The following is a 13,494-nucleotide window of genomic DNA, read 5'->3' as shown; positions in this document are numbered from 1 at the left end:
CCCGCGCGGGTAGCCGCCGGTCGCGCCGTGCCAAGCTTGGAGCCATGCAGCCTTCCACCCAGCCTTTCGACGAACGCCTCACCGCTCCCCGTTCGTGGTGGCTGATCGCCGTCCTGATCGGCCTCGCGTGCGCGCTGATGCTGCTGCCGCTGGGCACCCTGCCGCTGCTCGGCGGCCTCGCCGGGGGCACGGCCCTGTCGGCCGTGGCGGTCAGCGCGTACGGCTCCGCCCGCATCCGGGTGGTGGCGGGTGCGCTGGTCGCCGGGGACGCGCGGATCCCGGTCTCGGCGCTCGGGGAGGCCACGGTGCTGGACGCCGAGGAGGCGCGCGCCTGGCGCACGTACAAGGCGGACCCGAGGGCGTTCATGCTGCTGCGCAGCTACATCCCGACGGCGGTGCGGGTGGAGGTCACGGACCCGCAGGACCCGACCCCGTACGTCTACCTCTCCACGCGCGACCCGCAGGCGCTCGTCGCGGCCCTGCACGCGGCGGTGCCCGCCTAGGAGGCGTCCGCTCCGGGCGCTCCGGGCGTGAGGCGGTCCCAGGGGATCTGCTTCGCGCGCAGGTCCTTCCTGACCCGCTCGGCGAGCTTTCTGGTGTCGCGCCGGTTCACGGAGGCGCCGACCGCGGCACCGACCATGAACGGGACCAGGCTCGGCAGGTCGCGCACGAGGCGTTTCATGATCTGGCGGCGCAGTTCGCGTTTCATCCGGCCGCTCAGCGCCCCGTCCAGCGAGGACGGGCTGGTGACCTCGATACCGCGCTCCTCGGTCCACGCGGTGAGGTAGGCGGTGGTGCGCCGGCTGAGACCGCCGGGAGGGCGGCGTCCGTACACCTCGTGCAGTTCGGCGACGAGCTTCATCTCGATGGCGGCCACGCCGGTGATCTCGGCGGTCAGCTCGGCGAACATCGCCGGTGGTACGGGCATCATGGCCGCCGCGCCGATGCCGGCGCCGACGGTGGCGGTCGCGCGGCTCGCCCCCGCGACCAGCCGGTCGGCGATCTCCTCCGGCCCGAGGCCGGGAAACTGTGCGCGCAGGGTGGCGAGATCGCGCACAGGGACGCGGGGAGCGACTTGGACGATCAGGTCCGCGATGCGACCGATCGCCGCCCCGGCGCTCTCCCCGCCCTTGCGTACTCCCCGTTTCACCGCGTTCAGACGGCCTGCCCCGGTCACGGGCTCCGTCCTGCCGGTCTCTCCGGCCCTGTCGGCCGTACCGGCCGAGGCAGCCTGGCGGGCCGCCTCCCTTGCTACTCCGGCTGCTTCGAGCGAGGCCGAGAGGCCCCGCTCGTCCTCCTGTCCGTCCGGCGAGGGTGGCAGGGCGGACCGCTCGGCAGGCGCCTGGACGCCTTCTGCCGGGCCTGTACCGCCCTGATGCGCCTCGGACGACTTCCTGCCCCACGGGCGCCGCTTGCGGAACGGTGTGTCCCCTGCCACGGCCGACCGGACCTCAGTCGCAGTCGCGGCAGATCGGCTGACCGTTCTTCTCGCGGGCCAGCTGGCTGCGGTGGTGCACCAGGAAGCAGCTCATGCAGGTGAACTCATCGGCCTGCTTGGGCAGGACCCGGACGGCCAGTTCCTCGTTGGACAGGTCCGCGCCGGGCAGCTCCAGGCCCTCCGCCGCGTCGAACTCGTCGACGTCGACGGCGGACGCCGTCTTGTCGCTCCGGCGCGCCTTCAGCTCTTCAAGGCTGTCCTGATCGACGTCGTCGTCGGTCTTGCGTGGGGTGTCGTAATCCGTTGCCATGTCGCTCTCCCCCTCTGGGTGTCTGCGGTGTCTCAGCGCTCGTAACGCGTGAGAGGCCGGACTTGTGCCCGACCTGAGGCGGAGATTTTGCCTCACATCAAGGTCTGTTACTCAATCGACACCCAAAAGGACCGCTCGAGAGTGATCGGCTTGGGTGGCGATGGGGACCGTACACGGTCCGGGCGGCACCCTCGGCAGGCGCCACCCCGTGTACTTCCCGTAATGCCCACCCCTGAAAACCTGGGGTTTCGCCGGGTTTCCGGCGACTTCCCCGGTCACCGAGCGTAGAGGATGGACTGTTCGCTCATGTGATCGATCACACACGGTTTCTTCGAGATCAGGTCCCGAAAATTCCGCTCAAAGCGAACAAAAAATAATCGGTGCGCAAACCGCCCCGTCTGCCGGATCAGACGGGCAGTGAGACACGCATCACAAGCCCCCCGCCTTCGCGGGGCTCCGCGATGATCCTGCCGCCGTGGGCGCGGGCCACGGACCGCGCGATCGACAGTCCGAGCCCGACCCCCTTGTCGCTGCCCGTCCGCTCCGTACGCAGCCGCCTGAACGGCTCGAAGAGGTTGTCGATCTCGTAGGCGGGCACCACCGGCCCCGTGTTCGAGACGACGAGCACCGCCTGGCCGGGCAGCAGCTCCGTGCTCACGGCCACCCAGCCGTCCTCCGGCACGTTGTACCGTACGGCGTTCTGGACGAGGTTCAGCGCGATGCGCTCCAGCAGGACCCCGTTGCCCTGGACGACGGCCGGGGCGAGTTCCTCGCGCATCTCCACGCCCTTGGCCTCGGCCTCCCCGCGTGCCTGGTCCACGGCCCGCGAGGCGACCTCGGCCAGGTCCACGGGTTTGCGCTCGATGATCTGGTTGTCGCTGCGGGCGAGCAGCAGCAGGCCCTCGACCAGTTGCTCGCTGCGCTCGTTGGTGGCCAGCAGCGTCTTGCCCAGTTGCTGGAGCTCGGGCGGGGCCTGGGGGTCGGAGAGGTGGACCTCCAGCAGCGTGCGGTTGATCGCGAGCGGGGTGCGCAGCTCGTGCGACGCGTTGCCCACGAACCGCTGCTGCGCGGTGAAGGCCCGCTCCAGCCGGTCCAGCATGTCGTCGAAGGTGTCGGCCAGCTCCTTCAGCTCGTCGTCGGGCCCGTCCAGCTCGATGCGCCGGGACAGGTCGGTGCCGGCCACCCGGCGGGCGATGCGGGTGATCCGGCCGAGCGGCGAGAGGACCCGGCCCGCCATGGCGTAGCCGAAGGCGAAGGCGATGACGCTCAGACCGACGAGCGCGAGCAGCGACCGGTTGAGCAGGGTGTCCAGCGCCTCCTTGCGCTGATGGTTGACGCAGGTGTTCACCGCGGCGTTGAAGTCGTCCGCGGAGGCGTTCTGCGGCAGGTAGCAGACCTCGCTGGTCACCTTGCCGCTGACGATCTTGAACGGCAGGTCGCTGCCCACGTGCATGGCCTGGGCGGCGAGCATGTAGATGATCGACAGCAGCAGGATGCCCGCGATCAGGAACATGCCGCCGTACAGCAGCGTGAGCCGTATGCGGATGGTCGGGCGCAGCCAGGGGTACGGGGGCTCCGGCTGCTTGGGGTCCCAGGTGGGTTTCGGGGGCGCCGATACGGGCGGCGGCACGGGCGGCACCTGTCTCAGATCCGGTATCCGGAGCCGGGCACGGTGACGATCACCGGGGGCTCGCCGAGCTTGCGGCGCAGGGTCATGACGGTCACCCGGACCACGTTGGTGAACGGGTCGGTGTTCTCGTCCCACGCCTTCTCCAGCAGCTGCTCGGCGGAGACGACGGCGCCCTCGCTGCGCATCAGGACCTCCAGGACGGCGAACTCCTTGGGGGCGAGCTGGATCTCCTGGCCGTCCCGGAAGACCTCGCGGCGGTTGGGGTCGAGCTTGATCCCGGCCCGTTCCAGGACGGGCGGCAGGGCGACGGTCGTACGCCGGCCCAGGGCCCGCACCCGGGCGGTCAGCTCGCTGAACGCGAAGGGTTTGGGCAGGTAGTCGTCGGCGCCCAGCTCCAGGCCCTCCACGCGGTCGCTGACGTCCCCGGACGCGGTGAGCATGAGTACCCGGGTGGGCACACCCAGCTCGACGATCCGGCGGCACACGTCGTCGCCGTGGACCAGGGGCAGGTCGCGGTCGAGCACGACGACGTCGTAGTCGTTGACCTCGATGCGCTCCACGGCCGCGGCTCCGTCGTACACGACATCGACGGCCATGGCCTCGCGGCGCAATCCGGTGGCCACCGCATCGGCGAGCAGTTGCTCGTCCTCCACGACGAGTACGCGCACGGCGCTTCCTTCCCTAGAACTTCGCAACGATCTCCAGCGGGGCTCCGGGCAACCCGAAGGGGCCCGGCCGGCCCGTGTCGCGGGCAGGTCCGGGCACACCCCGTACGGGCTCCATCCTGCCCGTATCCCGCATAAACCGGCGGTAAGACGGTCCGGTCCGACCTGCGGCTTCGGGGAAGCGAAGTGTTTTTTGGGCCAGTTGAGGTTTCTCCGCGTCCGGCGCTGGGGAGGACGCATGCACACCCTCGATCACGTCTTCCCATGTGGCGTTGTCACAGGCCGCTCCGTTCCGGAGAGTGCGTGATCACCCGCCCTACCGCTTCGGCGGAGGGAAACCCGGGCACACCCCCGTGCCACCCACCCACGATGAGGGGGCGCTTTCATGGACGCTTTCACCGCAGGTCTGCTGCACCGCATCAAGACCACCGAGGACGACCTCACCAGGGCCCGTGAGACGGGCGACTACTTCCTCGCGGACGTCGAGCAGAGCGAACTCGACGACCTTCATCGCCTCGCCGCCGAGCACGGTGTGCGCCTCGGCACGACGACCAACGCCTGACAGTCCCCCCGGGCCCCGCGGCTGCCGTAAGGCGGCCCCGGGGCCCTTCTGCGGCCCGGACGGGGCCGCGGGGGCCCCGGCCGTCGTCAGTCGTGCCAGGCGCCCAGCTCCTCCAGGAGCGCCTGGAGCGGTTCGAAGACACCGGCGGGCGCGGCGATGGTCAGCTCGCCGTCCGCCTCGCGGCCGGGGCGACCGCCGACGAGGGCGCCCGCCTCGCGCGCGATGACCTCTCCGGCGCACAGGTCCCACGGGTGCAGACCGCGCTCGAAGTAGGCGTCGAGCCGGCCGGCGGCCACGTCGCACAGGTCGATCGCGGCGGAACCGCCGCGCCGGATGTCCCGGACCTGCGGGATCAGCTCGCGGGCCACCTCGGCCTGGTGGGCCCGGACGTCCGCGACGTAGTTGAAGCCGGTGGCCACCAGGGACTCGGCGAGCGGGGCGGCGTCGCGGCACCGCAGCCGGACCTGCTTGTCGCCGTACTGGCCGCCGGTGACGAAGGCGCCGTGGCCGCTGCGTGCGAAGTACGTCTCGCCGCGCATCGGCACCTCGACCACACCGGCGACCCGCTCGCCGTACATCTCGACGCCGATGGACACGGCCCAGGACGGCAGTCCGTAGAGGTAGTTCACCGTGCCGTCGAGCGGGTCGATCACCCAGCGCACACCACTGCGGCCCTCGGCGCTCGCACCGCCCTCCTCGCCGAGGAAGCCGTCGTACGGGCGGAGGTCGAGCAGGTACTCGGTGATCAGCTTCTCGGCGGCGATGTCCATCTCGGTGACGACGTCGACCGGGCTGGACTTGGTCGCGGCCACCCCCAGTCCCTCCGGACGCCCGTCGCGCAGCAGCCGGCCGGCGAGTTCCGCGGCTTCCATGGCGAGTTCGAGCAGGGTGTCCACTGAGTGTTCAAATCGGGTCACGGCACTCCCTGGGAGGTTGAAAGAGGACGGGCGGGGAAGGGCGAGGGCTCACGCGTAGGGGCTGTCGGCGCCCGCGGCGGCGGGCTTCGGGGCCCTGGCCGGGCAGCAGCCCACCGGGCACAGGTCGTGGCTCGCGCCGAGCGCGCCGAGGGCGCACCGCTGCGGCTCCAGGCCCCGCTCGGCGGCGGCCCGCTCCAGGACGAGGTCGCGCACGGCGGCGGCGAACCGGGGGTCGGCGCCCACGGTGGCGGAGCGGCGTACCGGCAGGCCCAGCTCGGCGGCCTTGGCGGTGGCCTCGGTGTCGAGGTCGTACAGGACCTCCATGTGGTCCGAGACGAAGCCGATGGGCGCCATCACGACGGCGGGCACCCCGTCGCCATGGAGGGTTTCGAGGTGGTCGCAGATGTCGGGCTCCAGCCACGGGATGTGCGGGGCGCCGCTGCGCGACTGGTAGACGAGCCGCCAGGGGTGGGCGACCCCGGTCCGCTCGCGCACCGCGTCCACGATCAGCCGGGCCACGTCGAGGTGCTCGGCGACGTACGCGCCACCGTCGCCGTGGGCCTCCACCGGGCCGGAGGTGTCGGCGGCGGAGAGCGGGATGGAGTGCGTGGTGAAGGCCAGGTGCGCGTCCGGGCGCACCTCGTCGGGCAGCTCCGCCAGCGAGGCGAGCACCCCCTCCACCATGGGCTCCACGAAGCCGGGGTGGTTGAAGTAGTGGCGGAGTTTGTCCACGCGCGGGACGGGAAGACCCTCGGCCTCCAGGGCGGCCAGCGCGTCGGCGAGGTTCTCGCGGTACTGCCGGCAACCGGAGTACGAGGCGTAGGCGCTGGTGGCCAGGACGGCGATGCGGCGGTGGCCGTCACCGACCATCTCGCGCAGGGTGTCGGTGAGGTAGGGGGCCCAGTTGCGGTTGCCCCAGTACACCGGCAGGTCCAGGCCGTGCGCGGAGAAGTCCTCGCGCAGGGCGGCGAGCAGGGCTCTGTTCTGGGCGTTGATCGGGCTGACCCCGCCGAACAGGAAGTAGTGCTTGCCGACCTCCTTGAGCCGTTCCTCGGGGATGCCCCGGCCGCGGGTCACGTTCGCGAGGAACGGGACCACGTCGTCCGGGCCTTCGGGGCCGCCGAAGGAGAGCAGGAGCAGGGCGTCGTAGGGGGCGGGATCGCGCAGATCGGACATGACGTCGATCCTGCCACCCGCGCCGGGGGCCGCTCCCACCGACATCCGCACCGGGCGCCCGGCCGGGCCGCTCACGGGCCGCTCACGGGTCGCGAGAAGGGTGGATGCATATGCGGGGGCCGTGAGTATGATCCCCCTCCAACCGGCCGGTAACCCGTGGTGGCCGTCCGGGGGCAGCGCCGGCTGGGTGGGCCGGTTCCTAGGGAAGGGCGCGGGGAAGATGACCGAGACCTACGCACGCACGGCGACGGGCCCGTGGCGCAACTGGGCGGGGAACGTCACCGCCCGGCCGGCCAGGACGGTGTCCCCCGCCTCCGTGGACGAGCTGGCCGACGTGCTGCGGCGGGCCGCCGAGGACGGGCTGCGGGTGAAGCCGGCCGGCACCGGCCACTCCTTCACCGCGACCGCGGCCACCGACGGGGTGCTGATCCGGCCCGATCTGCTGACGGGCATCCGGGAGATCGACCGCGAGGCGATGACGGTGACCGTCGAGGCGGGCACCCCGCTGAAGCGGCTCAACACCGCGCTGGCCCGCGAGGGCCTCTCGCTCACCAACATGGGCGACATCATGGAGCAGACGGTCGCCGGGGCCACCTCCACGGGGACGCACGGCACCGGCCGAGACTCGGCGTCCATATCGGCGCAGATACGGGCCCTGGAGCTGGTCACCGCCGACGGCACGGTGCTGACCTGTTCGGAGACGGAGAACCCGGACGTGTTCGCGGTGGCCCGGATCGGGCTCGGCGCCCTCGGCGTCGTCACCGCCCTCACCTTCGCCGTGGAGCCGGTCTTCCTGCTGACCGCCCGCGAGGAACCGATGAGCTTCGACAGGGTGACGTCCGACTTCGATCAGCTCGTGGCCGAGAACGAGCACTTCGAGTTCTACTGGTTCCCGCACACCGGGAACTGCAACACCAAGCGCAACAACCGCAGCGCCGGGCCCGCCGCCCCGCCCGGCCGGATCAGCGGCTGGATCGACGACGAACTGCTGTCCAACGGCGTCTTCCAGGTGGCGTGCTCGCTGGGCCGGGCCGTGCCCGCCACGATCCCCTCGATCGCGAAGCTCTCCAGCCGAGCGCTGTCGGCCCGCACCTACACCGACATCCCGTACAAGGTGTTCACCAGCCCGCGCCGGGTGCGGTTCGTGGAGATGGAGTACGCGCTGCCGCGCGAGGCGGCCGTGGAGGCGCTGCGCGAGCTGCGGGCGATGGTGGACCGCTCGCCGCTGCGGATCAGCTTCCCGGTGGAGGTGCGCACCGCCCCCGCCGACGACATCGCGCTCTCCACGGCGTCGGGCCGGGAGAGCGCGTACATCGCCGTCCATCTGTACCGGGGGACGCCCTACCAGGCGTACTTCACGGCGGTGGAGCGGATCATGACCGCCCATGCGGGCCGCCCGCACTGGGGCAAGATCAACACGCGGGACGCCGCGTACCTCTCCGGGGTGTATCCGCGCTTCGGCGAGTTCACCGCCGTACGTGACCGGCTCGACCCGGACCGGCTGTTCGGCAACGACTACCTGCGCCGGGTGCTGGGCGAGCCGTGGCCGGATGTGTCGGACGGGGCGCTGCTGGCGCGGCCGGAGGAGTGGCTGGAGCCGGAGCTCTCGCGGGCGCGGCGCCGGTCCGACCTGGCCGCGATCGACGCGGGGCAGGCGCTGCGCAGGCTGCTGCCGTGGGCGACGGGCGAGGCGGTGCGGCTGGACGAGCTGGCGCCGGAGCGGATCGAGGTGCCGAGCGGTTCGCGGATCGGCGTGGAGTACGGCGGGGAGCAGCCGGTGCTCGCGGTGAAGCTCCAGGAGATGTTCGGGCTGCGGGAGACGCCGCGGGTGGCGGGGGTGCCGGTCCTGGTCCATCTGCTGTCCCCGGCCGGGCGGCCCGCCGCCGTGACGGCGGACCTGGCGTCGTTCTGGGCCGAGGGCTACAAGGCGGTGCGGGCGGAGCTGCGGGGCCGGTATCCGAAGCATCCGTGGCCGCAGGACCCGGCAACGGCGGAGGCGACCCGGTTCACGAAGGCGCGGCTCGCGCGGGACTGAGCACGCGCCGGCCCCCGCACCGGTCTCCGGTGCGGGGGCCGGCGTGTGCTGTCAGGAGGCGGGCGCGGCCGTGCGCTCCTGGACGGTCAGCTCGATGACGAGGGAGCCGCCGCCCTCGGCGGTGAGCCGCAGCTTGTACGTACCGGCCGGGCCGTCGGCGTAGAACGTCGGGAGCCGGAGGCTGCCGTCCGCCGCCGTGGTGAGCACGACGCTGCGGACGGGGTCGCCGTCCTCGTCGGTGCAGTACGGGCCCTTGTCGTTCTCGGCGGGGACCTCGGCGTCGGTGATCATCGTGGCGGTGACGGCGACCTTGCCCGCGGCCTTGCCGTGGTGGGTGGCGGCGACGGTGATGGCGTCGAAGGTCTCGCCGGCGACGGCGGAGAGCTCCGTGGTGCCGGTCCGGGTGAGGGCGTCGGCCTGGCGGGGCGTGACGGTCGCCTTGAACGTCGTGGCGGCGGAGGTGCCGCCGACGGAGGCCCGTACGGTGAACTCGCCGGTCTTCTCGCCCGCCTGGAGGGCCGGGGCGGTGGCGATGCCGTCCGCTCCGGTCGTGACGGTGGCGGTCCGGGCGCCCCCCTTGAACGCGGCGTCGGTGTCCCCGGTGATGGTGAAGGTCACCGACGCCTTGGCGACCGCGCCGCCGGAGCCGTTGCGCGCCTTGACGGCGATGGCCTGCTCGAAGGCGTCGCCGGCGGTGGCGGTCAGCGTGCCGGAGCCGGTGTTCTGGAGCACCGTGACCGTCTGGGACGGGGTGGGCTCCGGCTTCGGGGTGTGCGTCGGCGGCTTGCCGAGGTCGCCCGGCTTGGTCGGCTCGGGGCTCGGTTCGGACGGGGGCGTGGGCTTCTTCGAACCGCCCGGCGCCGGGGTGTGCGACGGCGAGGGCGTCGGGGACGGCGGCAGGGACGGGCCGCCGACCGGCCCGCTGGGGCGGGGGTGACGGCTGGTGGGGCCGGTCGGCAGGACGCCGGTGCCGTCGGGCACCTCGTGCGTGCCCCGGTTGTAGTACGTGAACCAGGAGCGGACCGTACGCAGGTACACGTCCGAGTGGTTGTAGCTGAGGACGGCCCGGTCCAGATCGGTGGCGGTGGACAGGTCGCGGGGGCCGGCGCAGAGGTAGCGTCCGGCGGCGAGCGCGGCGTCGTAGATGTTGTTGGGGTCCTTGCGGCCGTCGCCGTTGCCGTCCTGGCCCCAGCTCGCCCAGGTGGACGGGATGAACTGCATCGGGCCGACGGCCCGGTCGTGCGTCCGGTCGCCGTCGTAGGCACCGTTGTCGGTGTCCTTGATGAGCGCAAAGCCGTTGCCGTCGAGGGCGGGGCCGAGGATCGGGGAGAGCGTGGTGCCCTGCGCGTCGACCCGGCCGCCCCGGGCCTGTCCGGACTCCACCTTGCCGATGGCGGCGAGCAGTTGCCAGGGCAGCCGGCAGGCCGGGTCGGTGGCCGCGATGGTCCGTTCGGCCTTCTGGTACGCCGCCAGGACGGAGGCGGGTATGCCCGACTCGCGGCTGCCGGTCACCGGCAGCTCCGCCGAATCGCCGGGCTTCTCCGGGGTGTTCAGCGGCGGCAGGTCCGTGTAGTACGGCGAGTCGCCGGAAACGCCGCCGCCGCCCTGCTCGGTGGGGGTGGACGCCCCGGCGGACGGGTGGTCGCCGCCCTCGGCCGCCACCAGCGGGGAGCCGGGGGCCTGCGAGGCGGAGAGTGCCGCCACCGCGAGCGCTGCGACGGCGGTGGTGGCCGCCCCTCTGTACAGCCGGCGACCGAATTGCGCTGCCATGACGTGTGGGCCCTCCCCCTCGTCGCTCTCGGCGCTCCCCCGCGCCTGGACTCAGGCGACCCTACGGCACGTCGTCCCGTACGCACACGGCGGCCGGGCCTGTTCTCACCGCTTTCTCACCTTCCTGAACACAAGTCGTCCATGTGCGGACGTGTTCGTGACACCGGCCGGGGCCCGTGCGGGCCCCGGCCGGGGACGGTCAGTGGGCGGCCGACTCCCAGTCGCGGCCGACGCCGACCGACACGTCCAGCGGGGCGCGCAGCCGTACCGCCGTGGACATCTCGTGGCGCAGGATGTGCTCCACCCGCTCCCGCTCGCCGGCGGCGATCTCCAGCACGATCTCGTCGTGGACCTGGAGCAGCATCCGCGACTTGAGCCCGGCCTCGGTCAGCGCCCGGTCGACGTGGAGCATGGCCACCTTGACGATGTCGGCGGCGGTGCCCTGGATCGGGGCGTTGAGCGCCATCCGCTCGGCCGTCTCGCGGCGCTGTCGGTTGTCGCTGTTCAGGTCGGGGAGGTAGCGGCGGCGGCCGAAGATCGTCTCGGTGTAGCCGGTGGCGCGGGCCTCCTCCACCACCCGGTGCAGATAGTCCCGCACCCCGCCGAACCGCTCGAAGTAGGTGTCCATCAGGCCGCGCGCCTCGCCCGCCTCGATGTTCAGCTGCTGGGAGAGGCCGAAGGCGGACAGCCCGTACGCCAGGCCGTAGCTCATGGCCTTGATCTTGCGGCGCATCTCCGGGTCGACCGCCGACTTGTCGACGCCGAAGACCTGCGAGGCGACCGTCGTGTGCAGGTCCTCGCCGGAGGTGAACGCCTCGATCAGTCCGGCGTCCGCGGAGAGGTGGGCCATGACCCGCAGCTCGATCTGGCTGTAGTCCGCCGTCATCAGCGTCTCGAAGCCCTCGCCGACGACGAAGCCCCGGCGGATCGCCCGGCCCTCGTCCGTCCGGACCGGGATGTTCTGCAGGTTCGGGTCGGTGGAGGAGAGCCGGCCGGTCGCCGCCACCGTCTGGTTGAACGTGGTGTGGATACGGCCGTCCGCGGCGATCGACTTCACCAGGCCCTCGACCGTGACCCGCAGCTTGGCCTGCTCGCGGTGGCGGAGCATGAGCACCGGCAGCTCGTGCTCCGTCTGGGCGGCGAGCCAGGCCAGCGCGTCCGCGTCCGTCGTGTAACCGGTCTTCGTCTTCTTGGTCTTGGGCAGGCCCAGCTCGCCGAACAGCACCTCCTGCAGCTGCTTGGGCGAACCGAGGTTGAACTCCCGGCCCACCGAGGCGTGCGCCTCCTTCACCGCCTGCTGCACGGCCCCGGCGAACTGCTGCTCCATGCCCTCCAGGTGGGCCCGGTCCGCCGCGATGCCGTGCCGCTCCAGACGGGCCAGCAGGATCGACGTCGGCAGCTCCATGTCGTGCAGCAGCCCGGCCGCGCCGACCTCCTTCAGCCGCTCCGTGAAGGCGTCGCCGAGGTCCAGCACGGCGCGGGCCTGCGCCATCAGGGCGTCGGCCTCGGCCTGGTCCTCCGCGCCGAAGGCCAGCTGCCCGTCCGCGGCGGCCGCCGGGGCCAGCTCCCGGCCCAGGTACTCCACGGCCAGGGCGTCCAGCGCGAAGGAGCGCCGGCCCGGCTTGACCAGATAGGCGGCGAGCGCGGTGTCCATCGAGACACCCTCGATGCGCCAGCCGTGCTCCGGGAAGACCCGCATCGCGGCCTTGGCGTTGTGCATGACCTTGGGCCGGGCCGGGTCCGCGATCCAGGCCGCGAACGCCTGCTCGTCGCCCTGGTCCAGCAGCGCCGGGTCGAACCAGGCCGCCGCCCCGCCCGCCGCGGCGAGCGCGATCTCCGTGACCGTGCCGACGCCGAGCGACCAGGTGTCCACCGTGGCGACGCCGAGCGGCTGCCCGCCGTGCTCCGCGAGCCAGGGGGCCAGCTCACCGGCGCCCAGCACCGCGCCGTCCAGCTCGATCCCGGCGGCCGGCGCGGGCGGCTGGGCGTCCGCCGCACCCGGATCGACGGCCAGCAGGCGCTCGCGCAGGCTCGGGTTGCGGATCTCCAGGATGTCCAGGATGCCGGTGAGCGCCGTACGGTCGTAGGGGGCGCGCTCCAGCTCGGCCGGGGTCTTCGGCAGCTCCACGTCCCGGACCATCTCCGTCAGCACGCGGTTCAGCCGCACCGCGTCCAGGTGGTCGCGCAGGTTCTGCCCGGCGACGCCCTTGACCTCGTCGGCGCGCGCGATCAGCTCGTCGAACGAGCCGAACTGGTTGATCCACTTCGCGGCGGTCTTCTCACCGACCTTGGGGATGCTCGGAAGGTTGTCCGACGGGTCACCGCGCAGCGCCGCGAAGTCCGGGTACTGCCGGGGCGTGAGCCCGTACTTCTCGACGACCTTCTCCGGCGTGAACCGGGTCAGCTCGGAGACGCCCTTGGTCGGGTACAGCACGGTCACGTTGTCCGTGATCAGCTGGAACGAGTCGCGGTCGCCCGTGACGATCAGCACCTCGAAGCCGGCCGCCTCGGCCTGCGTCGCCAGCGTGGCGATGATGTCGTCCGCCTCGAAGCCCTCGACCGCGAACCGGTCCGCGTGCATCGCGTCCAGCAGCTCGCCGATCAGCTCGACCTGCCCCTTGAACTCGTCGGGGGTCTTCGAGCGGTTCGCCTTGTACTCGGGGAACTCCTGCGCCCGCCACGTCTTGCGGGACACGTCGAACGCCACCGCGAAATGCGTCGGCGCCTCGTCACGCAGGGTGTTCGCGAGCATCGACATGAAGCCGTACACCGCGTTCGTCGGCTGGCCCGCCGCCGTCGTGAAATTCTCCGCGGGCAGCGCAAAGAACGCCCGGTACGCCAGGGAGTGCCCGTCCATCAGGAGCAGGCGCGGTCGGTTGTCTGCCGTCTTCTTCGATGCCGTCTCAGCCACACCCCGATCCTGCCACGGCCCACTGACAATCCGGACCGGCCGCCTCGCCGGGCGCACCACCCGCCCCGCGTGCCAGGATC

Annotated in this window: 11 protein-coding genes and 1 pseudogene; 4 read left to right on the top strand and 8 right to left on the bottom strand. The window is 72.2% G+C overall.

Translation table 11 applies throughout. From position 1 onward, the window contains the following. The first annotated feature begins 44 nt into the window (after positions 1-44). Positions 45-503, top strand: a complete 459-nt coding sequence (locus tag MHW47_RS02580; RefSeq protein WP_239220928.1) for a DUF3093 domain-containing protein — start codon at positions 45-47, stop codon at positions 501-503. Here MHW47_RS02580 and MHW47_RS02575 read toward each other — a convergent pair. From MHW47_RS02575 to MHW47_RS02560, 4 genes are all read right to left on the bottom strand, one after another. After that, the gene (locus tag MHW47_RS02575; RefSeq protein WP_239220927.1) at positions 500-1,438 is read right to left on the bottom strand and encodes a hypothetical protein; all 939 of its coding nucleotides are present in this window, start codon (positions 1,436-1,438) and stop codon (positions 500-502) included. The genes MHW47_RS02580 and MHW47_RS02575 overlap by 4 nt on opposite strands. Positions 1,439-1,451: 13 nt before the next feature. Continuing rightward, positions 1,452-1,748, bottom strand: a complete 297-nt coding sequence (locus MHW47_RS02570) for a DUF4193 domain-containing protein (protein WP_003965732.1) — start codon at positions 1,746-1,748, stop codon at positions 1,452-1,454. A gap of 406 nt (positions 1,749-2,154) precedes the next feature. Next, positions 2,155-3,387 carry a cell wall metabolism sensor histidine kinase WalK gene (locus MHW47_RS02565; protein ID WP_239220926.1) on the bottom strand — a complete coding sequence of 411 codons (1,233 nt, stop codon included), beginning with the start codon at positions 3,385-3,387 and terminating at the stop codon, positions 2,155-2,157. 5 nt (positions 3,388-3,392) lie between these two features. Then, positions 3,393-4,046, bottom strand: a complete 654-nt coding sequence (locus MHW47_RS02560; RefSeq protein ID WP_111338638.1) for a response regulator transcription factor — start codon at positions 4,044-4,046, stop codon at positions 3,393-3,395. Between the two features lie 382 nt (positions 4,047-4,428). On the opposite strand from MHW47_RS02560, the gene MHW47_RS02555 reads away from it, so the two are divergent. Beyond that, entirely contained in the window at positions 4,429-4,605 is a 177-nt protein-coding gene (locus MHW47_RS02555; protein ID WP_199563595.1) for a hypothetical protein, read from the top strand. A gap of 86 nt (positions 4,606-4,691) precedes the next feature. Here the strand turns inward: MHW47_RS02555 and MHW47_RS02550 are convergent, their stop codons facing one another. After that, positions 4,692-5,477, bottom strand: coding sequence for an inositol monophosphatase family protein (locus MHW47_RS02550; RefSeq protein WP_239220968.1), 786 nt, complete (start codon positions 5,475-5,477; stop codon positions 4,692-4,694). 93 nt (positions 5,478-5,570) lie between these two features. After that, positions 5,571-6,698 (bottom strand): ferrochelatase, encoded by a 1,128-nt coding sequence (locus tag MHW47_RS02545; RefSeq protein ID WP_239220925.1) that lies wholly within the window; start codon positions 6,696-6,698, stop codon positions 5,571-5,573. A 220-nt stretch (positions 6,699-6,918) separates the two neighbouring features. Between MHW47_RS02545 and MHW47_RS02540 the strand changes: the two are divergent. Both MHW47_RS02540 and MHW47_RS02535 read left to right on the top strand, forming a co-directional pair. Then, positions 6,919-8,238, top strand: a pseudogene (locus tag MHW47_RS02540) (D-arabinono-1,4-lactone oxidase); the annotation flags it as partial. Beyond that, complete coding sequence (locus tag MHW47_RS02535) at positions 8,227-8,733, top strand: ATP-dependent helicase C-terminal domain-containing protein (RefSeq protein WP_239220967.1); 507 nt, start codon at positions 8,227-8,229, stop codon at positions 8,731-8,733. The pseudogene MHW47_RS02540 and the gene MHW47_RS02535, both read left to right, overlap by 12 nt. A gap of 51 nt (positions 8,734-8,784) precedes the next feature. On the opposite strand, the gene MHW47_RS02530 is transcribed toward MHW47_RS02535, so the two are convergent. Next, complete coding sequence (locus MHW47_RS02530; RefSeq protein ID WP_239220924.1) at positions 8,785-10,503, bottom strand: lytic murein transglycosylase; 1,719 nt, start codon at positions 10,501-10,503, stop codon at positions 8,785-8,787. A gap of 199 nt (positions 10,504-10,702) precedes the next feature. Beyond that, entirely contained in the window at positions 10,703-13,414 is a 2,712-nt protein-coding gene (gene polA / locus MHW47_RS02525) for a DNA polymerase I (protein ID WP_239220923.1), read from the bottom strand. Positions 13,415-13,494: the final 80 nt, after the last annotated feature.

The sequence above is a fragment of the Streptomyces sp. OfavH-34-F genome (assembly GCF_022347745.1).
Taxonomy (GTDB): Bacteria; Actinomycetota; Actinomycetes; order Streptomycetales; family Streptomycetaceae; genus Streptomyces.
Note: the sequence above shows the minus strand (reverse complement) of the source record. Positions and strands in the feature narration are given on the sequence as shown.